This window comes from Pseudorhodobacter wandonensis (assembly GCF_001202035.1).
GTDB lineage: Bacteria > Pseudomonadota > Alphaproteobacteria > Rhodobacterales > Rhodobacteraceae > Pseudorhodobacter > Pseudorhodobacter wandonensis.
On record NZ_LGHT01000025.1, the window covers coordinates 152,201 to 173,917 of the forward strand.

The window sequence follows — 21,717 nt, forward strand, 5'->3', positions numbered from 1 at the left end:
TTCCCACCGGCCCCCCATCAGGACCGCCGCAAGCCAAGTCAACGCAAAGACTATGCTCTGATTGCGCCAATATGATGGGCCACTTTTCTTGACCACACCTAAGTGCGACCCGGTTGGCCACAAATTCAAAGCGGCCAAATGTGATGTCGCCCCGCACAAATTCAGCCCCCGCAGAGCTTGGAGCGACCTAACATTTGCGTTTCTTACGCTCGCATCGCACGTTTGGTAATTTTATGTCTGTTTTTTTACGCCGCGCGACACTTTGTTCCGTCTTTTCGGTGTTGACGCGCCTTTTCACCCACCATATGGTCGCCCTCGCACTTGAAGGGTATGCAAATGAACAATCTAGTGGTCGTCATTTTAATAAGGCGTATGGGCCGGTAGCGGAAAACCCTTTCCAAACCCCATGCGCCCCCGCTTTACCCCCGGGGGCTTTTTGTTGCGATAAGGCCGCGCAATGCGGCGACAGAGGAATGATAGGATGGCACAGGCGAATACTGGCCCGGAGATGACGGGCGCAGAGATGGTGGTACAAGCCATGAAGGATCAGGGTGTCGAGGTGGTCTTTGGCTATCCCGGTGGCGCGGTCCTGCCGATTTATGATGCGATTTTTCAGCAAAATGACATCCGCCATGTCATCGTCCGCCATGAACAAGGGGCCGTACATATGGCCGAAGGTTATGCGCGCTCGACCGGCAAACCGGGGGTTGTGCTGGTGACTTCGGGTCCGGGTGCGACCAATGCGGTGACGGGCTTGACCGATGCCTTGATGGATAGCATCCCGCTTGTGGTTTTTACCGGTCAGGTGCCCACCTTCATGATCGGGACCGATGGGTTCCAAGAGGCTGACACCGTTGGCATCACGCGCCCCTGCACCAAGCATAACTGGTTGGTCAAGGACACGGACAAGCTGGCCGAAACCATCCATCAGGCTTTTCATGTAGCGACCAGCGGCCGCCCGGGCCCCGTTTTGATCGACATCCCCAAGGATGTGCAATTCGCAACCGGCACCTATATGGCGCCGCCAAAGGCCAAGATCAGCCATTATCAGCCCAAATTGAAGGGCGATCTGGATTTGATTACCCGCATGGTCGAGATGATGGAAACAGCCGAGCGTCCGGTGTTCTACACCGGCGGCGGCGTTATCAATTCAGGCCCTGCCGCCAGCCAGTTGCTGCGCGAATTTGTCGAGGCAACGGGTTTCCCGATCACCTCAACCCTTATGGGTTTGGGCAGCTATCCGGCCTCGGGCGACAAATGGTTGGGCATGTTGGGAATGCACGGCACCTATGAGGCCAATTTGGTCATGCATGGCTGCGATCTGATGTTGAACATCGGCGCGCGGTTTGATGACCGGATCACGGGGCGGATTGCTGATTTCAGCCCGCACAGCCGCAAGGTGCATGTGGATATTGACGCCTCGTCGCTGAACAAGGTGATCCGCGTCGATGTGCCGATTTTGGGCGATGTCGGCCATGTGCTGGAAGACGCGCTGCGCCTGTGGAAAGCCCGCGGCCGCAAGGTCAACAAGTCGGCGCTGGCAAAATGGTGGAAGCAGATTGCCGAATGGCGGGCGGTGAATTGCTTGTCCTACAATAACTCGGACAAAGTGATCAAACCGCAATATGCATTGCAGCGTTTGGAAGCCCTGACCAAAGGCATGGACCGGTACATCACGACTGAAGTCGGCCAGCACCAGATGTGGGCGGCGCAGTTTCTTGGGTTTGAAGACCCGAACCGCTGGATGACATCGGGTGGTTTGGGCACGATGGGCTATGGCCTGCCTGCGTCGATCGGTGTGCAAATCGCGCACCCCGAGGCGTTGGTGATCAACGTGGCAGGTGAGGCATCGTGGTTGATGAATATGCAAGAAATGGGCACCGCAATGCAGTTTCGCGCGCCCGCCAAGCAATTCATCCTGAACAACGAACGCCTTGGCATGGTGCGCCAGTGGCAGCAATTGCTGCACGGTGAACGCTATTCGCAAAGCTGGTCGGAATCCTTGCCTGACTTTGTGAAGTTGGCAGAAGCATTCGGCTGCAAAGGCATTCGCTGTTCGGACCCCAAAGACCTTGATGATGCGATCATGGAGATGATCAAATATGACGGGCCAGTGATTTTTGATTGCCTTGTTGAGAAGCATGAAAACTGTTTCCCGATGATCCCTTCGGGCAAGCCGCATAACGAGATGCTTTTGGGCGATGCCGATACGGCGGGTGCGATTGGCAGCAAAGGTGCTGTGTTGGTCTGACGGATTATCTGTGTTGAGAGAGCCGGGGGTTTCACACCCCCGGACCCCCGTGGGATATTTTTACCGAAAAGAAAGGGCGCAAAGCATGTCGCCGTTGAATATTAAACAAGGGTCTACAAGTCACTCGGCCTATGATCTGCGCGATCCGAATGGCGACGTGATCGAGCAGCACACACTGGCGGTTCTGGTTGATAACGAGAGTGGCGTTCTGGCGCGGGTAATCGGCCTGTTTTCCGGGCGAGGCTATAACATCGATAGTTTAACTGTGGCCGAGGTGGACCATGCAGGGCACCGCAGCCGAATTACCATCGTGACACGCGGCACACCGCAAGTGATTGTGCAGATCAAGGCGCAGCTTGGCCGGATTGTGCCCGTGCATGAAGTGCATGACCTGACGGTTGAAGGCCCTTCGGTGCAGCGCGAACTGGCGTTGTTCAAGGTTTCAGGCAAAGGCGACGCACGGATTGAAGCGTTGCGTTTGGCCGAGATTTTCCGCGCCAATGTGGTCGATAGCACGCTGGAGAGTTTTGTCTTTGAAATGACGGGCACGCCGGAAAAGATTGATGCTTTTGCGGATCTGATGCGGCCATTGGGCCTGCGCGAAATTGCGCGGACCGGGGTGGCTGCGCTGTCTCGCGGGGCGTGAAAGACGGTTGATGATAGATTAAGGGCGCCCCATTCGGGCGCCCTTTGTCATGCAGCAATGGTTACTTGCGCGCGAGAAACATCTGCGCCTGACCGGTCATTTCATGTGGGTCCCAACCGGCCGAACCATCGGCATCAACCATGTTGAATTCATCTTGGTTGATTGTTGGCGCCACCGCTTTTACCTCGGCAATATCGGCGGAGCCGTCACCGTTGCTGTCCAGCGTGCCAAGCGACACAAGGCCTTCGGCTTCGGGCATCACCTGACCTTTGGCCAGCAGCATCATGGCCGTGGTTGTGAATTCGGGTTCTTCCCAGCCGCCCGAGCCATCAGCATCAACCATGTTGAACTCATCCTGATTGACGGTTGGTGAAACGGCCAGCACCTCGCCCATATCGGCAGAACCGTTGGCATTGGTGTCAACGCTGCCAAGATCAAGCTTTACCGCAGCACCGCTAGAGGCTGGCGCATGCTTCAGCAACATATCGGCGGCCATGCCGAATTCGTTATCGTCCCAGCCGTTGGAACCATCAGCGTCGATCGAATTGAACTCTTCTTGCGAGAGTGTGGGGGCAACCGCGCGGACCTCGGCAATATCGGCCGAGCCGTCAGCGTTGGAATCGAGTTCGACCAATGTCGCAGCCGAGGCTGTGGCAACAGTAAGGGCAAGGATGGACGCTGTTGTCAGTGCAAGCTTTTTCATAGTGTTCTTCCTTTACAAGTTGGGCGATGCGGCAGCGGTTGCTTCCGGTATCGCTATGCAAGGATAACACCGCGTGCAGCCTATACGTTCCAAACTATGGGGAAAAACGGCATGACATTAATGTGACCAGATCAACGCCAATTTTTGGGAACCGATCAGCGCCCTTCGAATTGCGCTTTGCGCTTTTCAAGGAAAGCAATCACGCCTTCTTTAAAGTCATGGGTCTGACCACAAGTGCCTTGCAAACGCGCCTCAAGCGCCAATTGTTCATCCAATGTGTTACCGTGACTGCCGCGGACAGCAGTCTTAACAGCAGCATAGGCCGCAGTAGGGCCCGATGCCAAATGTGCGGCACGGGCCTGCCAATGCGCTGCAAAGCCGTCATCGGGAATGGATTCGTAGATCATGCCCCAACTTGCCGCCTGATCTGCGCTGATCTTATCGGCAAAGAGCGCGGCGCCCATCGCCCGCGCGGCCCCGATCTGACGGGGCAGCCAATAGGTGCCCCCCGCATCGGGAATAAGGCCAATGCGCGTGAACGCCTGAATAAAACTGGCAGATTGAGTTGCAATTACCACATCAGCGGCAAGTGCTAGGTTGGCGCCTGCCCCTGCTGCTGCGCCGTTCACGGCAGAAATTGTCGGGATAGGGCAGCCGTAAATCGCGCGCAATAGCGGCTCATACTCATCGCGCAGTGTGCGTTCCAGATCGATACTTGCGATCTTGGCACCATCGCCGAGATCTTGCCCCGAGCAAAACGCCCGCCCCGCCCCCGTTAGAACCAAAGCGCGGGCGGTTTTGCTTGCCGCTTTGACCGCATAGGTCAGTTCGGCCCGCATCTGGCTTGACAGCGCATTCATCACTTCTGGGCGGTTCAGGGTAATCAGGCCCAAGCCATCGGTTTCTGAATAGGTGATGGTTTCAAAATGCATGTCACGGTTCCTTTGCTTTGGTCGCAGCATAGCGACCCAAGCGTCAAGGAACAGAAGAACGATACGTCACTGCTTCAAAATCTCGGCCAAGCGCTTTTCTTCATCTTCTGACAGCTCGCTTGCCGCAGGATCGCCCGCACCGCGGCGTTTGCGTATATAGGCAACGGCTACCCCCCCCCCCAGCAGCAACATGGCCGGACCCGCGATCCACAAGATCAGGTTGGCACCTTTAGAGGTAGGGTTCAGCAACACATACTCGCCATAACGGTCAACAATATAGGCCATCGCAGCCGCGTCGCTGTCGCCGGCGACCAAGCGTTCACGCACCAACAAGCGGATATCGCGCGCCAGATCGGCATTGCTATCGTCGATGTTTTCATTGCGGCAAACAAGACAGCGCAAGTCTTTGGACAGCGTTCTGGCGCGCGCTTCTAATGCCGGGTCAGACAACACCTCATCCGGCTGTACGGCCAGCAAAGGCGTGGCAATCAGAGTAATCGCAAGGACGAGTGCGGGAAAATGCTGTTTCATTCGGCAGGCACTGCCTTGATATTGCGGGCACGCGCACCGGCTGCCACACGGTAACGCCGGTCGGCCAGGCTGATCATGCCGCCTATCGCCATCAACAATGCCCCGCCCCAAATCCAATTGGCAAAGGGTTTGTAATAGCTACGCACCGCCCAGGAACCGTCATCCTGCGGATCGCCGATCACCAGATAAACATCGCGGGTAAAGCCGTAATCGATGCCGGCCTCGGTCGTCGGCATGCCTGCCACGGGATAGACACGCTTTTCGGGATAAACCGTGGCGACAACTTTGTCGCCTTTGGCAACGGTCATCGTGGCCATCGTGCTAAAGTAGTTCGGGCCAGTTTCTTTTGTGACATCGGCAAGCGTGATATTGTAGCCGTGCAGATCAAAGCTGTCACCCACGTTCATCGTGCGGATATCTTCAACCTGCCACGCGTGCATTGCTGCCACAGCAAAGACCGTGACGCCAAGGCCGGTATGGGCCGTCGATTTGCCCCAATCGGCACGCGGCAATCGCAAGATACGGCCAAAGCGTTGACCAATAGGTCCGCGCCCTGCCCGCAGCCATAAATCCACGCCTGCGCCAAACACCACCCACGCGCCAAGTGCAAGGCCGATTGGCCCAAGCGCCGAGCGACCGGTTTGCATTGCATAGGCCAACAACCCCAGCGCAACCGCCAAGGCCGCCGCCGGTATCAATGCCCGCATTGGGCGGCCGAGAACCGCACGTTTCCATGACAGGATAGCCCCCAAAGGCATCAGCAAAGCAATCACCACCATAAACGGTGTAAAGGCAGCGTTAAAAAACGGCTCGCCGACACTTAACTTACGGTCCCACAACAGCTCGGCCACCAAGGGCCAGATCGTACCGACGAAAACGACAAAGCACGCCACGGCCAGCAAAAGGTTATTGGCAACCAGCGCACTTTCACGGCTGACTGGGGCAAACAGGCCCTTTGCCTCCATCGCGCCGGCGCGGGCAGCGAACAACATCAACGCGCCCCCCATAAAGATCGCAAGGATAAGTAGGATGAACACGCCGCGTTCGGGGTCATTGGCAAAGGCATGAACCGATGTAATCACCCCTGAACGCACGATGAAAGTACCGATCAGCGAAAAGCCAAAGGCAAGGATGGCAAGCAAAATCGTCCACGCCTTCAATGCCTCGCGCTTTTCCACCACGATGGCCGAATGCAGCAGGGCTGCACCGATCAGCCATGGCATAAAGCTTGCGTTTTCAACCGGGTCCCAGAACCAAAAACCGCCCCAGCCAAGTTCATAATAGGCCCACCATGACCCCAACGCGATGCCGATGGTCAGGCAAATCCACGCAGCCAACGTCCATGGGCGCACCCAGCGGCCCCAAGCAGCATCAACGCGGCCCTCGATCAGCGCAGCTACCGCGAACGAAAACGCGACCGACATGCCGACATAGCCTAAATACAAGAACGGCGGGTGAAAGGCCAAACCCGGATCTTGCAGCAATGGGTTCAGGTCATGCCCGTTGAAAGGCGGCACAGCCATGCGCAAAAACGGGTTCGAGGTGAACAGCATGAACGCCAAAAATGCCAGGCCGATACTGCCTTGCACGGCCAAAACCCGCGCCCGCAATGTTGGCGGCAGATTGGTGCCAAAAAACGCGACCGACGCACCGAACACAGCCAAGATCAGCGACCACAACAGCAGCGACCCTTCGTGGTTGCCCCAAACGCCCGATACTTTGTACAGCATCGGTTTCAGCGTGTGCGAGTTATTGACCACCAACGCGACTGAGAAATCCGATATCACAAACGCATAAGTTAGCGCGGCAAAGCTAAAGCAGAGCAACAGCAGCTGCACACCCGCAGCCGCCCCACCCACTGCCATCCAGCCAGTCCAACGCTTATGCGCACCGATCAGCGGCATGATAGTTTGGATCAACGCTACCGCGAGGGCGAGGATAAGGGCAAAATGGCCAAGCTCGACGATCATAAAGGGCATCCTGTTCACATGATTGCGTGCAGCCTAACCGGAAACAGTCGTGGGGCCAATGGGGATGCGTTAAGCCGTCGCAGGCTGCTGGTATAAACTTGAAGTGATCAACCGCTTTTGCGGGTTCCCGCGCGGCGCGTTGACAGCAGCAGATTGGTTTCCGATGTGACAACACCGTCGATTTCGCGCACGCGAAACATCACCTCATCCAGTTCCGGCAAAGTGGCCGTGCCAATTTCGGCTATCAGATCCCAGCGGCCATTCGTGGAATGAACCGCCTGCACAGCCGGAATGCCTGCCAGCCGCGCCATGGTTTTCTCGGCCCCCCGTCCCTCTATCGCGATCATCATCAATGCCCGCACCGGCAAGGCCGACACATCGCCACGGGTCAGAACGGTAAAGCCGACCACCTCTCCCGCTGCCTGCAACCGCTCCAGACGTGCCCGAACCGTGGCACGCGCCAAGCCCAGAGTATGTGCAAGATCGGACAATGACGCCCGACCATCGCGGCGCAACGCTGCAATTAAGGATTGGTCAACATCATCCATTTTGATAACCTCGGATTACAAAATGCACGAAATAGCATTCAACTTGGCAAATTTATAGCTTCTATCCGCCAGTTTAGCAAAGCAAAACGTATCCAACCTTAACGGAGTATCCCATGGCTAAAACATGTATTCTGATCGGTGCACCCATTGATGCCGGCCAACAAGTGGCTGGTTGTTTGATGGGGCCTACGGCCTACCGTGTGGCGGGCCTTGCGCAAACCTTGCGAGAGCTGGGCCATTCTGTTCAGGATCTGGGCGATGTTTCGATGATCCCGCAAACCGATGCGCAATGCGACAACCTTGCGGTGCATTCACTGGCCGAGGTTGTAGGTTGGTCTAAAACCCTGCGCAGCGTTACCGATACTGCTCTGAACTCCGGTTTTCCCATCATCATGGGGGGCGATCATTCCTTGGCTCTTGGCTCTGTTGCAGGTGCTGCAAAACATGCGGCGGCACAGGGTAAGCCACTGTTTTTGCTTTGGCTTGATGCGCATTCCGATTTTCACACACCATTGACGACCACCAGCGGCAACCTGCATGGCACACCGGTCGCCTATATTGCGGGGCGCAACGGGTTTGACGCCTTTGGCCCCTTCCCGGCTGTCATTCCACCGGAAAACATTTGCCTGTTCGGGATTCGCTCGGTTGACCCTGCCGAACATGCTGCTCTGTTGAACCATGACATTGAAATCAACGATATGCGCGTGCTGGATGAACATGGCATCGTCAAACCCCTGCGCGACTTTCTGGAAAAGGTCGAGGCCGCGGGCGGGATGCTGCATGTGTCACTGGATGTCGATTTTCTGGACCCATCAATCGCACCGGCCGTCGGCACCACCGTTCCTGGCGGCACAACCATTCGTGAGGCGCATCTGGTGATGGAATTGCTGCATGAAAGCGGACTCGTCACCTCGCTCGATCTGGTTGAGCTGAACCCGTTTTTGGATGAACGCGGTCGCACTGCACGGCTGATGGTAGATTTGGTCGCCAGCCTGATGGGCCGTAAGGTCTTTGACCGCCCAACACGGAGCTTTGGTTGATAATGGCCATTAAGCCCGCCCCCCTGCGCCGCAACTTGGCCCAGGCGCCCGACGCTGTGATCATGATCCGCCCGCATGCGTTTCACCCGAACCCGGAAACCCATGCAGACAACGCGTTTCAGCGGCGTGCCGATGCCGCACGCGATGCCGTGTCGGCAAAAGCATTGGCCGAGTTTGATGCAGGTGTCGCCCAGCTTCGGTCAGTGGGTGTAACGGTGCACGTGTTTGAAGATGATGGAAGCCGCGACACCCCCGATTCGGTGTTTCCCAACAACTGGTTTTCAACCCATACTGGCGGGCACGTCGCCGTTTACCCGATGTTTGTGCCCAGCCGACGCCGAGAGCGTCGCCAAGACATTCTCGACTTTCTGAAAACTGCCTATCGGGTGCAAGATATCATCGATTATTCGGGCCTCGAACAGGACGGATTGGCGCTGGAAGGAACCGGTGCGATGGTGCTGGACCATATCAGCCGCATCGCCTTTACCGTCAAATCCAACCGTGCCGATCCGATTGCGCTCGAACGGTTTTGCACCAACTTTGGCTATGAACCAATGGTGTTTGACGCCCATGATCATCAGGGCAAAGAAATCTACCACACCAATGTGCTGATGTGCATTGGCACCGACATGGCGATGGTAGGGTTGGACCAGATCATCAACCCTGCCCGCCGCGCGGAAATTGTTGAACGGCTTGAGGAAACCGGGCGCGAAGTTATAGCCCTGTCTCCTGCCGAGATTGCCGGGTTTGCCGGTAATGCCATTGAGTTAACAGGCGATGACGGGCGGTTCTTATGCCTGTCAGCCACCGCGCGCGACAATCTAAGCCCTGCGAACCGGGCCCGCCTAGAGACAATGATGCCGCTGCTGGCGTTGGAGGTGCCAACGATCGAACTGGCCGGCGGTTCGGTGCGGTGCATGATTGCAGGTATCCACCTTACACCACGAACCGGGGCGCTGCCCCCAAATGGAGCATGAAATGATTACCCCGTCCAAACAGGCATATGTGCCTTTTGTGAGCGTTGCCAATATGATGAAGATGGTTCTTCATATTGGAATTGAACAAGTGCTGACCGATTTGGCAGCCGAGATTGAGGCCGATTTCCGCCGCTGGCCTGCCTTTGACAAGACACCGCGCGTGGCAAGCCATTCGGACGTTGGCGTGATTGAACTGATGCCAACGTCAGACGGGGAAACCTACGGCTTCAAATATGTAAACGGCCACCCGGCCAACATGAAGAAAGGCCTGCAAACCGTTACGGCCTTTGGGCTTTTGGCAGACGTGCAGACCGGCTATCCGATTTTGTTATCAGAAATGACCATTCTGACGGCACTGCGCACAGCGGCAACCTCAGCGATGGCAGCCAAGTGGTTGGCCCCCAAGAACCCGCGCGTGATGGCGTTGATCGGGAATGGGGCACAAGCAGAATTTCAAGCGCTGGCATTCAAGGCTATTTGCGGGATTACCGAGGTTCGGTTCTATGATATCGACCCCACGGCCACGGCAAAATGCCTGACCAATTTGCAAGGGCATGGCCTGACGTTGACTGCCTGCAAGACACCGCAAGACGCGATTGAGGGCGCACAGATCATCACGACTGTGACCGCCGATAAACAATTGGCAACGATTTTGACCGACAACATGGTTGGGGCGGGCGTGCATATTAACGGTGTCGGTGGTGATTGCCCCGGTAAAACCGAATTGCACCGCGATATCTTGCTGCGTTCTTCCATTTTTGTCGAGTATCCACCGCAAACGCGGGTCGAAGGCGAGATCCAGCAATTGGCGCCAGACCATCCGGTAACGGAATTGTGGCAGGTGATTGCGGGCCAAACCGAGGGGCGCCGCTCTGCAGCAGAGGTGACGCTGTTTGATAGCGTGGGCTTTGCCATCGAGGATTTTACCGCGCTGCGCTACATCCACAAAAAAGTGGCGGAAACCGGGTTTTCCGAGCAATTGGACATGGTGGCCGATCCTGACGAACCACGGGATCTATTTGGGATGTTGCAACGCGCATCTTGATTGCTTGCAACAACAAGGGGGCGCTCGCGCCCCCTCGGGGCATAGGCCCCTCACCCCCTGAGGATATTTTCAGATAGATGATATCGCGCCGATTTTTTGCGCCATCAATGTCAATAATTTCACAATAAAAGCAGTATATTGCGCGTAGCTGTGCAGCATTGGCGCAGGATTGGGCAAATTGGCTGGCTTGGCGGCATTGCACCCCATATCAGGGATGGTCTATAGTTTGGGCAACTAGATATAGCCCTGCTGTACGGGGCCAAGAAAGAAAGAGCGGGAAACGTGGTAGACCGTCCGGAAGACACTGAAAACACTGATGAAACACTTGATACCCAAGCGGTTGATCGGATGGCCCATGACGGACCACAGGTTTCCATCATTGATGAAATGAAAACGGCCTATCTGGATTACGCGATGAGCGTGATCGTCAGCCGTGCTATTCCGGATTTGCGTGACGGCTTGAAGCCGGTTCACCGCCGCATTCTTTACGCAATGAATGAGGTGGGCAATACGATAGACAAGCCTTACCGCAAATCTTCGCGCCCTGTGGCTGATACAATGGGTAAGTACCACCCGCATGGTGACAGCGCGATCTATGACGCGCTGGTGCGGATGGCACAAGATTTCAGCATGTCTTTGGTACTGCTGGATGGTCAGGGCAACTTTGGCTCGATGGACGGCGATAAGGCGGCGGCGTTTCGTTATACCGAAGTGCGGATGGCCAAGACGGCGAACTATTTGTTGGCCGATATCGATAAAGATACCGTTGACTTCCAAGACAACTATGACGGCAAAGACCGTGAGCCGACGGTTTTGCCGGCGCGTTTCCCGAACATGCTGGTCAATGGCGCAGGTGGTATCGCCGTAGGGATGGCGACCAACATTCCACCGCATAACCTTGGTGAGGTGATCGACGGCACGTTGGCGCTGATTGCCAATCCTGACATGTCAACCGAAGCGCTGATGGAAATTATCCCTGCGCCGGATTTCCCGACAGGCGGCGTGATCTTGGGCCGTTCAGGCGCACGCAAAGCCTATCTTGAAGGGCGTGGATCGATTGTTATTCGTGCCAAAACGCGGGTTGAGGAAATTCGCAAAGACCGCTGGGCGATTATCATCGACGAGATCCCCTATCAGGTGAACAAGGCCTCGATGATCGAAAAGATCGCCGAACTGGTCCGCGAAAAGCGGGTTGAAGGCATCGCGCACGTGCAGGACGAATCGGACCGGATTGGCGTGCGCGTGGTGATTGAGCTGAAGCGCGATGCGACAGCGGACGTGGTATTGAACCAGTTGTTCCGCTTTTCGCCGATGCAGATCCACTTTGGTTGCAACATGTTGGCGCTGAACTCTGGTCGGCCTGAACAGCTGACATTGCGCGATTTTCTGACGTATTTCCTGACATTCCGCGAAGAAGTTGTCGCGCGGCGCACAGCTTATGAATTGCGCAAAGCGCGCGAGCGCAGCCATATCTTGTGCGGCCTGGCTGTCGCCGTTTCAAACGTGGATGAGGTGGTGCAGACCATCCGGTCGTCGGCCGACGCAAGTGAGGCGCGCGAACGCCTGATGACGCGGCGCTGGCCTGCTGGCGAGATTATTCCGTTTATCCGGCTGATCGACGACCCCAGCCATAAGGTGAACGACGACGGCACCTATAACCTGTCTGAAATTCAGGCCCGCGCGATTTTGGACCTGCGCTTGCAGCGTCTGACTGCCTTTGGCGTGAATGAGATCACAGATGAGTTGCAAGAGCTGGCCGGCAAAATCAAGGACTACCTTGAAATTCTGGGCAGCCGTGAACGGATCATGAGCATTATCGCCGCCGAATTGACTGAGGTGAAAGAGTTGTTTGCCGTGCCCCGCCGGACCGAGATTTCGGACTGGTCGGGCGATATGGAAGACGAAGACCTGATCGAACGTGAGGATATGGTCGTGACCATTACGAGCGGAGGCTACATCAAGCGGACGCCTCTGGTTGAATTCCGCGCGCAAAAGCGGGGCGGTAAAGGCCTGTCGTCGATGTCGACCAAAGAGGACGATGTCGTGACGACGCTGTTTGTGGCCAACACCCATACACAGCTACTGTTTTTCACCACCGATGGCATGGTCTATAAGCTGAAATGCTGGCGTTTGCCGCTTGCGGGTCGCAATGCACGCGGCAAGGCGATGGTTAATATTTTGCCAATCGTCGCGGGTGTGTCGATTGCCGCTATTCTGCCGGTCGATGTGCCGGATGATGAATGGGACAATCTGCAGATTTTCTTTGCGACATCTGATGGTGATGTGCGGCAAAACGCTTTGTCCGATTTCACCAATGTGATGCGCAACGGCAAAATTGCGATGAAGTTGCCGGAAGGTGTGTTCCTCGTAAACGCCCGTATTTGTGATGAGAATGATGACATCATGCTTGTCACCTCGGGTGGGCGGGCGATCCGTTTCCCGACGACCGAGGTGCGGGTCTTCAAAAGCCGTGGATCAACCGGGGTGCGTGGGATCAGGTTGCAGGGGGACGATACCGTCGTTTCAATGTCAGTGATCCGCCATTTTGAGGCAACGCCGGATGAACGTGCGGCCTATCTGAAAATGCGCCGTCAGCAAGAAGGCGTGATGGATGAGCCGGATACCGAAGACGAAGAACCCGTAGTTGCGGGTGATTTGTCGGCTGAGCGATTTGCCGAAATGCAGGCGTTTGAGGATTTGATCCTGACGATTACCCAAGGCGGGTCAGGCAAGCTTTCGTCAAGCCATGACTACCCTGTACGCGGCCGTGGCGGCCAAGGCGTAAAAGCCATGGCAGGACGCAACGGCGCGTTGGTTGCTTGCTTTCCTGTGGACCGGACGGACCAAGTTATGTTGGCAACCTCAACAGGCCAATCCATTCGAGTACCCGTTGAGGGGATTTCCTTCCGCTCGCGTTCAGCCGGTGGGGTAAAAGTGTTCAACACTGGAAAAGGCGAGGTTGTGGTTTCTGTGGCGCGGGTTGCGGACCAGACCGAGGACGAGGCCGAAGACGCTGTTATTGCCGATGCAGAAATCGGCGGCGACACCGGCGGCGAGGCAGAGTGAGCTTGCCTGGCCTGGCCGAAGCCCTAGCGGGCTTGGCCACCCGCGGTGAGGTGATGGCCTATGGAGATTTGGCACGGGCACTGGCCCTGCCAAACCCCGGCAGCATCGCACGGCTAACGGCTGCTTTGGAAGCGATGATGATCGAGGATACCGCGACAGGGCGACCGATGCGTGCCGTTTTGTGCCGTGCCAAGCTAAATGATTTGCCGGCAGCCGGCTTTTTTGAGCTTGCGACGCAGTTGGGTCGGTTTGATGGACAGGACCCTGTGGGATTTGTCGCGTCCGAGCGGGCAGCGCTTTTCAACGCGGCGTCTCTGCGTTAAATCAGCGATTGGTATTGCGGTCAGTGCCGGGGGTTTTGCCCCCCCGGACCCCCGCAGGATATTTGGTCCAAAGAGAATGGGATTTAAGCACTTGGATACGCAAACACTTCACATCATTGGCGGCGGTATGGCTGGGTCAGAGGCCGCTTGGCAAGCTGCGAATATGGGCGTTCGCGTGGTCATCCATGAAATGCGGCCAAAAGTTGCGACCTTTGCACATCGTACGGGAAATCTGGCAGAGATGGTCTGTTCGAACTCTTTTCGTTCAGATGATAGCGAGCAGAATGCTGTTGGCCTGTTGCACTGGGAAATGGGTGCCGCAAACGGAATTATCATGGAAACGGCACGGGCCAACCGCTTGCCCGCGGGGGGTGCGCTTGCGGTGGACCGCGATGTTTTTGCCGAAGCTGTATCGGCAAAGATTCTGGCGCATCCTTTGATTTCTGTTTCCTATGATGAGATTACCGAACTGCCGACCGAAGGGCATTGGATTGTGGCGACCGGGCCGCTGACCTCGGGCGCGCTGGCCGAGAGTATTCGCGCCGCTACAGGAGCAGAAGCGCTGGCGTTTTTTGATGCCATTGCGCCAATTGTTTATGCTGAGAGCGTGGATATGTCAGTGGCGTGGATGCAGTCGCGCTATGATAAGGGCGAGACTGAGGAAGAACAGACGGCCTATATGAACTGCCCGATGACCAAGGCGGAATATGAGGCGTTTGTGGATGCGCTGATGGCCGCCGAAAAAACCGAGTTTCATGAAGGCGAGACGGCAGGGTATTTCGACGGGTGCTTGCCGATTGAGGTAATGGCGGAACGCGGCCGCGAGACGCTGCGCTTTGGTCCGATGAAGCCGGTGGGGCTGACCAATCCGCATAACCCGATGAAACCCTATGCCGTGGTACAACTGCGCCGAGACAACAAGCTGGGCACGCTTTACAACATTGTCGGGTTCCAAACCAAGATGAAGTATGGCGCGCAAACCGCTGTTTTCAAAATGATTCCGGGCTTGCAGGATGCGAGCTTTGCACGGTTGGGGGGCATTCATCGCAACACGTTCATCAACTCTCCTACTTTGCTGGACGACCAGATGCGTTTGAAATCGCGGCCCAATATCCGCTTTGCAGGGCAGATTACTGGGGTTGAGGGTTATGTGGAATCGGCAGCGATGGGGTTGCTTGCCGGGCGTATGGCGGCAGCCGAGATTTTGGGACGTGATTTACCGCCGCCGCCGCCAAATACCGCGATGGGTGCTTTGATAACCCATATTACGGGAGGGGCCGAAGCGAAAACATTTCAGCCTATGAACGTAAACTTTGGCCTGTTCCCACCGATTGACGCCAAGGGTGGCCGTAAGGGGCGCAAAGACCGCTATAAGGCCTATACCGACCGCGCAAAAGAAGCGTTTACAGCGTGGCTTTCATAACGCGGTTCGCACCATCACCGACCGGGCCATTGCATTTGGGCCATGCCTATTCGGCCATTTTTGCGCATGATATGGCACGGGCTGCAGATGGCATGTTCTTGCTGCGGATTGAGGATATTGATCGCGGGCGCTGCCGCCCCGAATGGGAATCGCAAATCTATGATGATTTGGGCTGGTTGGGGCTGACCTGGCCCCTGCCAGTGATGCGGCAATCAGACCGTTTGGCCGACTATTCAAAGGCCTTGGATAGGCTCTGGTCGCGCGGTTTATTGTATCGATGCACCTGCACCCGGCGCGATATTGAAACAGCACTGAGCGCCCCACAGGAAGGGGCAGCCCCGCAATTCGGGCCAGATGGTTTGATTTATCCGGGTAGTTGCCGCACCGCGCCAATTGGGCAGCGAACAGGCGAGGTTTTGCGCCTGAACATGGCGGCTGCTCTGGAAAACCTAACCGATCTTAACTTTCTGGAAACTGGGTCGCGCCATGCTGGGCGCATCGCGTTGACGCGTGAAAGTTATTTGGAGGGTATCGGTGACATCGTTATCGCGCGGCGCGATATGGGAACATCCTATCATCTTTCAGTGGTTCTTGATGACGCGGCGCAAGGCATAACCCATGTTGTGCGCGGCGAAGACTTGTTTGAAGCTACGGCCATCCATGTGCTGCTGCAGCGGCTTTTGGAACTGCCAACGCCAGTCTACCATCACCACGCCTTGATCCGCGATGATCAGGGCAAGCGCTTGGCCAAGCGTGATGATGCAAGGGCTTTGGCCAAATACCGCGCTGATGGTAACAGCCCGGCAGATATTCGGGCAATGGTTGGATTGTAGCCGCGGCTTTTCGTTGAAAAATCAATCGCTCATGGGGGTGGCGGTTATCACCTCTTCCCCGTTTTGCACCAAAGTATAGAAACATGACCGCCGATTGGTGTGGCACGCGGGGCCCGTTTGATCGACCTTCAAAAGCAGGCAATCACGATCACAATCAACCCGGAATTCCACCAGTTTTTGCACATGCCCCGAGGTTTCACCCTTGGCCCAAAATGACTGACGCGAACGGGACCAATAGGTCACCTGCCCGCTTTCCAATGTCCGTGCGATGCTTTCGGCGTTCATCCACGCCATCATCAGCACTTCGCCTGTCGCAAAATCTTGCGCAATCGCAGGGATCAGCCCCTTGGCATCATATTTCAGGCTTGCAGGATCAAACGGCATGGGGCTTTTCCTTTGCATCACAGGCATAGCCGACTATCTATGCGGTATAGGACGGAGTGAAAAGCCATGAGTGACGCCGAAATGATGAAGCTCTATTCAGGGCGGATACTGGCATTGGCCGCGGATATTCCGCATTTGGGGCATCTGCCCGCGCCGCAAGCCACTGTGCGCAAACGCTCGCCGTTATGCGGGTCGGTGGTGACGGTGGATTTGGTGATGCAAGACGGTCGTGTCAGCGAATATGCCCAAGACGTTAAGGCCTGCGCATTGGGTCAGGCGGCGGCAGCGATTGTTGGGCGGGTAATTATGGGGGCATCGCTGGCAGACCTGCAAGCCGGGCGCGAAGGTTTGCGCGCGATGCTGGCGGGTGGGCCGGTGCCGCCTGCCCCGTTTGACGGGTTTGCTGTGCTCGAACCCGCACGCGATTTCCGCAACCGCCACGCCTCTATCTTGTTGGCGATTGAGGCCGCAACCGAAGCTGCTGAATCTGTAGAAAAAAGCCGCCACGCTACCCTTTAGGCAGGTGGCGGCAAGTGTGCGTATCTGAAGGGCGCATTCGGGGTGGGACAACCCCGGCGGATCACCGCGTCGCAAAAATGCGTGCGCCCTCGGCAACAGATCGCGGGCAGTAGTCTCAGATAAAAGAGGGCAAAGAGAGCCCGATAACCAGCACGGCAAAAAGTGACAATACACCCAAAGTGTCTTCGATAAGGGTTGAAGAAGAGCGGGTAACGACGGCTTTCATTTCGGCAATCATGGGAACCTCCTTGCTTGTTCCTATATTGTTCTCACAATATTAACGCCCTGTAAAGAACTTTATAGGAACATACGTGAACAAAAAGTGTTACCCGATCGAAATAAGCCGAATCGCGCGATCTTGATCCAGCAACCAAAGCAACATTCTTACAGCCTGGCCGCGGCGGCTTGTCAGGCCTGGGTCATCATTCAATAGCTTGCGCGCGTCTGATTGTGCTACGGCCATCAACGCCGTTTGCCGCTCCATGTCGGCCACTTTAAACCGCGGCAGTCCTGATTGCGCCGTCCCGATCAAATCACCGGCGCCGCGCATCGCCAGATCTTCTTCGGCAATCCGAAACCCGTCTTCGGTATCGCGCAGCACCTTTAGCCGCCGCTCGCCCGTTTCGCCCAATGGGGCCTGATACATCAGCAAGCAAGTCGATTGCGCCGCACCGCGCCCCACCCGCCCCCGCAATTGATGTAGCTGGGCAAGGCCGAAGGTTTCCGCGCGCTCGATCACCATGATCGAAGCATTTGGAACATTGACCCCCACTTCAATCACCGTCGTGGCCACCAAAACCTTGGTTTGCCCCGCAACAAAACCCGCCATAGCAGCGTCTTTTTCGACGACAGGCATTTGGCCATGCACCATCGCAACAACGCCTTCGCCCAATGCGGCACGCAGATGCTGGAACCGCGCCTCGGCCGATGCGTAATCCAGCACTTCACTGTCTTCAACCAAAGGGCAAACCCAATAGGCCTGCCGCCCCTCAGCCACTGCTTTGCGGAGCTTTTCGACGACCTCATCAATCCGCCCGGTCGGCACCAAAGCGGTTTGCACCGGTTTTCTGCCCGGCGGTTTTTCGTCCAGCACCGACACGTCCATATCGCCATAGCTGGCCAACGCGAGACTGCGCGGAATCGGGGTCGCCGTCATAACCAAGACGTCAACCGATTGCCCTTTGGCACCAAGTTCCATGCGTTGCGCAACTCCAAATCGGTGCTGCTCATCGACGACAGCAAGGCGAAGATCTTGAAACAACACGTCTTTTTGAAAAACGGCATGGGTGCCAACAAGGATATGAATGCGCCCCTGTGCCAAATCCTCCAATTTGCGCGCACGTTCGCTGCCTTTATCACGGCCGGTCAACAACTCTAGCCGGACCCCTGCAAGCGCGGCAAGCTCGGCCAAACCTGCAAGATGTTGCCGCGCCAAAATTTCGGTCGGGGCCATCATCACGCCCTGCCCGCCCGCTTCGACTGCGACCAAAAGCGCCAAAAAAGCCACCAGCGTTTTGCCCGAGCCCACATCGCCTTGTAGCAAGCGGTTCATCCGCAAAGGGGCTGCCATATCCCGCGCAATCTCGGTCACGGCGCGGCTTTGTGCCCCTGTTGGCATATAGGGAAGTGCGGCCAGAACTGCCTGTTGCAACTGCCCTGTTGCATGGCTTGACCGTCCTTTGGTTTTTCGCATCGACGCCCGCGCCAAAGAAAGCGTCACCTGATGCGCAAAAAACTCATCATAGGCAAGACGTTGCCGTGCGGGCGCAGTGGCAGCAAAATCGGCGTTCCGGCTAGGGGCATGGGCGGCGTGTATTGCCGCGGACCAATCTGGCCATCCCTCCCTGGCCTTTTGACCAGGATCGATCCACTCATCCAGCTCAGGCATCCGTGCAAGGGCCGAAGCCACCGCTTTGGCAACCAGCTTTTGCGTCACGCCCGCCGTCAGGGGGTACACAGGTTCAAACTGCGGCAATTCGCCTGCATCTTCCAGACGCAATATATGGTCCGGATGCACCATCTGCGCGACGCCGTCAAATACCTCAATGCGGCCAGATACTAACCGTTTTTCCCCGACTGGCAGCAATTTTTGCAGATAGTCACCGCGGGCATGGAAAAAAATAAGCTGAAATTCCAATGCACTGTCGCGCACCATTACGCGGTAGGGCCGCCCCTTTGTGCGCGGTGCAAAATGTGCCTCTACCTCAACCTCAACCGTCGCTGTGGTCGGTGGGACGACATCACGAACAGAGGCGCAGCGTGCCCGGTCAATCCCGGAATGCGGCAAAAGGAGTAGCAAATCCTTCGGCTTTTCAACGCCCAACGCGGCAAAGGCCTTGGCTGATTTGGGGCCTATGCCATCAAGCGTTTCCAAACCCGCAAAAAGCGGGAAGAGGATCTCTGGTCTGCTCATGTCGAGCCTATAAGAGCAAGCCAGCCATCTTCGTCGATCGTTTCCACCCCCAATGCTGCAGCAGCCTTGGCCTTGGAGCCGGCACCCGGTCCCGCAACCAGCAAGTCGGTCTTTGCTGATACCGATCCCGCCACTTTGGCCCCAAGGCTTTCAGCCGTCGCCTTAGCCTCGGCCCGTGTCATCTTTTCAAATGTTCCCGTGAAAACAACGGTTTTTCCAGCTACTGGGCTATTCACCGGCGCGCGCGTCACAACAGGTTGAACCTCAAGCTCGGCGATTAGCGCATCAATGGCAGCCCGCTCCCTTTCATTCTGAAATGTTGCAATAACCGAGGCAGCAAGTACGGCGCCAACCCCGTCAATCGCCAACAATTCATCCCACGCAGCGCCCGCCCCGATGGTTGCATGCGTCATCGCAGTTTCAAATTGTGGCCAGGTCGCGTAATGATTGGCTAAAAGACTGGCCGAGCTTTCGCCCACATGCCGAATTCCCAACGCAAAAATGAGTCTGTTTAGGGAGATTTTTCGCTTTTCATCGATAGCATCAAACAAGTTTTCCGCTGACTTCTCGCCCCAGCCCTCACGGTTTTTCAATTGCTGAAGGCCAGTCCCAAAACGTGCACGCAATGAAAATATCTCTGCCGGGGTTTGAACCCAACCATCACGGTAAAAGGCCTCGATCTGCTTGGCGCCCAGACCTTCGATATCAAATGTCCCACGGCCAACAAAGTGGCGCAATCGCTCAACAGCCTGTGCAGGGCAGATCAGGCCACCCGAGCAACGCCGCACGGCATCACCTTCTTCGCGCAGCGTAGGAGAGCCGCACTCTGGACAAATCACAGGAAATTCATAGCGTTGCAAACCGTCACTGCGACGCGACAGATCGACATCTGCAATTTTGGGAATTACATCGCCCGCGCGATAAACCTGCACCCAATCCCCTACACGAATATCTTTCCCATCCCTGATCGCGTTGCCTTTGCTATCACGACCCGCAATGTAATCTTCGTTGTGCAACGTGGCATTTGACACAACCACGCCCCCGACCGTCACAGGTTCCAACCGCGCCACTGGTGAAAGCGCCCCTGTGCGGCCTACCTGAATATCAATCGCCAAAAGCCGTGTCCAAGCCAGTTCGGCCGGAAATTTATGCGCGATAGCCCAACGGGGCGTTGTCGAACGAAATCCCAGACGGCGCTGCAATGACAGGTCATTAACCTTATAGACCACACCGTCAATGTCATACCCAAGGCTAGAGCGCTTGGCCTCGATCGTATTGTAATGCGTCAGCATCTCGGCTGCACCGTTACACAATATAGTCAAAGGATTTACTGCAAAACCAAGTTTTTTTAACCTGTTGATGGCCGAAATTTGCGTTTCCGCCAAAGGCTCCGAGACCGCACCCCAGGCATAGGCAAAAAAACGCAACGGACGAGAAGACGTAATAGACGCATCAAGCTGACGCAGAGAGCCTGCAGCTGCATTGCGTGGATTTGCAAAAATCTTGCCGCCGAGTTCTTTTTGACGCGCATTCAAGGCTTTGAAATCCACATGGCTCATGTACACCTCGCCACGGACTTCCAGCACAACAGGCGCATCAGTCAGCACCTGCGGAATATCGCCAATTGTCTGCGCATTTTCGGTTACGTTTTCGCCGGTTTCACCGTCTCCCCTCGTTGCTGCATGGATCAACCGTCCATTTTCATAGCGCAAAGACAGCGATAAGCCGTCAATCTTTGGTTCTGCCGTGAACGCAAGCGGCCCAGAATGCCCCAAATATTTTCTAACGCGGTCTTCAAATTCTTCAACGTCCTTATCTTCAAACGCATTCTCAAGGCTTAACATTCGCACCTCATGTGCGATTTTTGTAAAGCCTTCGGCTACCCCCGCTCCAACCACTTCGCTCGGGCTATCAGCCCGTTTCAAGTGGGGGAAGCGGGCCTCAAGCGCAAAGTTGCGACGTTTGGCTGCATCATACTCCGCATCCGTAATCTCTGGGGCATCCTTAGTATGATAAGCTGTGTTCGCAGCCAAAAGTAGCGCTGCAAGCCGTGCCAATTCCGCCTCTGCCTCGGCGTCAGACAGCATAGAAATATTTTTCTCTACATTTTTAG

At 56.2% G+C, this 21,717-nt stretch carries 20 protein-coding genes; 10 read left to right on the forward strand and 10 right to left on the reverse strand.

Going from position 1 to position 21,717, the window contains the following annotated elements:
• The first annotated feature begins 481 nt into the window (after positions 1-481).
• Both AKU79_RS04775 and ilvN read left to right on the forward strand, forming a co-directional pair.
• Positions 482-2,251: an acetolactate synthase 3 large subunit gene (locus AKU79_RS04775; RefSeq protein ID WP_050522425.1), complete on the forward strand. Its 1,770-nt coding sequence runs from the start codon at positions 482-484 to the stop codon at positions 2,249-2,251.
• Positions 2,252-2,336: 85 nt separating this feature from the next.
• Complete coding sequence (ilvN, locus tag AKU79_RS04780; protein WP_050522426.1) at positions 2,337-2,897, forward strand: acetolactate synthase small subunit; 561 nt, start codon at positions 2,337-2,339, stop codon at positions 2,895-2,897.
• Positions 2,898-2,958: 61 nt separating this feature from the next.
• On the opposite strand, the gene AKU79_RS04785 is transcribed toward ilvN, so the two are convergent.
• The 5 genes from AKU79_RS04785 to AKU79_RS04805 all read right to left on the reverse strand — a co-directional run bounded on the left by AKU79_RS04785 (position 2,959) and on the right by AKU79_RS04805 (position 7,581).
• Complete coding sequence (locus AKU79_RS04785) at positions 2,959-3,600, reverse strand: EF-hand domain-containing protein (RefSeq protein WP_050522427.1); 642 nt, start codon at positions 3,598-3,600, stop codon at positions 2,959-2,961.
• A gap of 155 nt (positions 3,601-3,755) precedes the next feature.
• Entirely contained in the window at positions 3,756-4,532 is a 777-nt protein-coding gene (locus AKU79_RS04790) for an enoyl-CoA hydratase-related protein (RefSeq protein WP_050522428.1), read from the reverse strand.
• Between the two features lie 66 nt (positions 4,533-4,598).
• On the reverse strand, positions 4,599-5,063 hold the full coding sequence (locus tag AKU79_RS04795; protein ID WP_050522429.1) for a cytochrome c-type biogenesis protein: 465 nt from the start codon (positions 5,061-5,063) through the stop codon (positions 4,599-4,601).
• Complete coding sequence (locus AKU79_RS04800; protein ID WP_050522744.1) at positions 5,060-7,033, reverse strand: heme lyase CcmF/NrfE family subunit; 1,974 nt, start codon at positions 7,031-7,033, stop codon at positions 5,060-5,062. Before AKU79_RS04800 ends, AKU79_RS04795 begins: the two co-directional genes overlap by 4 nt.
• 107 nt (positions 7,034-7,140) lie before the next feature.
• On the reverse strand, positions 7,141-7,581 hold the full coding sequence (locus AKU79_RS04805) for an Lrp/AsnC family transcriptional regulator (RefSeq protein WP_050522430.1): 441 nt from the start codon (positions 7,579-7,581) through the stop codon (positions 7,141-7,143).
• 113 nt (positions 7,582-7,694) lie between these two features.
• On the opposite strand from AKU79_RS04805, the gene rocF reads away from it, so the two are divergent.
• The 3 genes from rocF to AKU79_RS04820 are packed head-to-tail and all read left to right on the forward strand — an operon-like array spanning position 7,695 to position 10,643.
• Positions 7,695-8,621, forward strand: a complete 927-nt coding sequence (gene rocF / locus AKU79_RS04810) for an arginase (protein WP_050522431.1) — start codon at positions 7,695-7,697, stop codon at positions 8,619-8,621.
• A 2-nt stretch (positions 8,622-8,623) separates the two neighbouring features.
• A complete protein-coding gene (ctlX, locus tag AKU79_RS04815) occupies positions 8,624-9,598 on the forward strand; it encodes a citrulline utilization hydrolase CtlX (RefSeq protein ID WP_050522432.1) in 975 nt (324 codons plus the stop codon).
• A gap of 1 nt (position 9,599) precedes the next feature.
• On the forward strand, positions 9,600-10,643 hold the full coding sequence (locus AKU79_RS04820) for an ornithine cyclodeaminase (RefSeq protein WP_050522433.1): 1,044 nt from the start codon (positions 9,600-9,602) through the stop codon (positions 10,641-10,643).
• 69 nt (positions 10,644-10,712) lie between these two features.
• Here AKU79_RS04820 and AKU79_RS19465 read toward each other — a convergent pair whose 3' ends face one another.
• Positions 10,713-10,850, reverse strand: coding sequence for a hypothetical protein (locus tag AKU79_RS19465; protein WP_197087228.1), 138 nt, complete (start codon positions 10,848-10,850; stop codon positions 10,713-10,715).
• A 141-nt stretch (positions 10,851-10,991) separates the two neighbouring features.
• Here AKU79_RS19465 and gyrA point away from each other — a divergent pair, with 141 nt between their 5' ends.
• From gyrA to gluQRS, 4 genes are all read left to right on the forward strand, one after another.
• Complete coding sequence (gyrA, locus tag AKU79_RS04825; protein WP_050522745.1) at positions 10,992-13,709, forward strand: DNA gyrase subunit A; 2,718 nt, start codon at positions 10,992-10,994, stop codon at positions 13,707-13,709.
• Positions 13,706-14,032, forward strand: a complete 327-nt coding sequence (locus tag AKU79_RS04830) for a hypothetical protein (RefSeq protein WP_050522434.1) — start codon at positions 13,706-13,708, stop codon at positions 14,030-14,032. Before gyrA ends, AKU79_RS04830 begins: the two co-directional genes overlap by 4 nt.
• Before the next feature lie 76 nt (positions 14,033-14,108).
• The gene (gene trmFO, locus AKU79_RS04835; RefSeq protein WP_050522435.1) at positions 14,109-15,455 is read left to right on the forward strand and encodes a methylenetetrahydrofolate--tRNA-(uracil(54)-C(5))-methyltransferase (FADH(2)-oxidizing) TrmFO; all 1,347 of its coding nucleotides are present in this window, start codon (positions 14,109-14,111) and stop codon (positions 15,453-15,455) included.
• The gene (gene gluQRS / locus AKU79_RS04840; RefSeq protein ID WP_050522436.1) at positions 15,443-16,288 is read left to right on the forward strand and encodes a tRNA glutamyl-Q(34) synthetase GluQRS; all 846 of its coding nucleotides are present in this window, start codon (positions 15,443-15,445) and stop codon (positions 16,286-16,288) included. Before trmFO ends, gluQRS begins: the two co-directional genes overlap by 13 nt.
• A 21-nt stretch (positions 16,289-16,309) precedes the next feature.
• Here the strand turns inward: gluQRS and hisI are convergent, their stop codons facing one another.
• On the reverse strand, positions 16,310-16,672 hold the full coding sequence (gene hisI / locus AKU79_RS04845; RefSeq protein ID WP_050522437.1) for a phosphoribosyl-AMP cyclohydrolase: 363 nt from the start codon (positions 16,670-16,672) through the stop codon (positions 16,310-16,312).
• A 66-nt stretch (positions 16,673-16,738) separates the two neighbouring features.
• On the opposite strand from hisI, the gene AKU79_RS04850 reads away from it, so the two are divergent.
• Entirely contained in the window at positions 16,739-17,191 is a 453-nt protein-coding gene (locus AKU79_RS04850; protein ID WP_050522438.1) for an iron-sulfur cluster assembly scaffold protein, read from the forward strand.
• 115 nt (positions 17,192-17,306) lie between these two features.
• Here AKU79_RS04850 and AKU79_RS19850 read toward each other — a convergent pair whose 3' ends face one another.
• The 3 genes from AKU79_RS19850 to ligA all read right to left on the reverse strand — a co-directional run bounded on the left by AKU79_RS19850 (position 17,307) and on the right by ligA (position 21,691).
• Positions 17,307-17,429, reverse strand: coding sequence for a hypothetical protein (locus tag AKU79_RS19850; RefSeq protein ID WP_269430755.1), 123 nt, complete (start codon positions 17,427-17,429; stop codon positions 17,307-17,309).
• A gap of 87 nt (positions 17,430-17,516) precedes the next feature.
• Positions 17,517-19,604, reverse strand: a complete 2,088-nt coding sequence (recG, locus tag AKU79_RS04855) for an ATP-dependent DNA helicase RecG (RefSeq protein ID WP_050522439.1) — start codon at positions 19,602-19,604, stop codon at positions 17,517-17,519.
• Positions 19,601-21,691: an NAD-dependent DNA ligase LigA gene (gene ligA, locus AKU79_RS04860; protein ID WP_408002833.1), complete on the reverse strand. Its 2,091-nt coding sequence runs from the start codon at positions 21,689-21,691 to the stop codon at positions 19,601-19,603. Before ligA ends, recG begins: the two co-directional genes overlap by 4 nt.
• Positions 21,692-21,717: the final 26 nt, after the last annotated feature.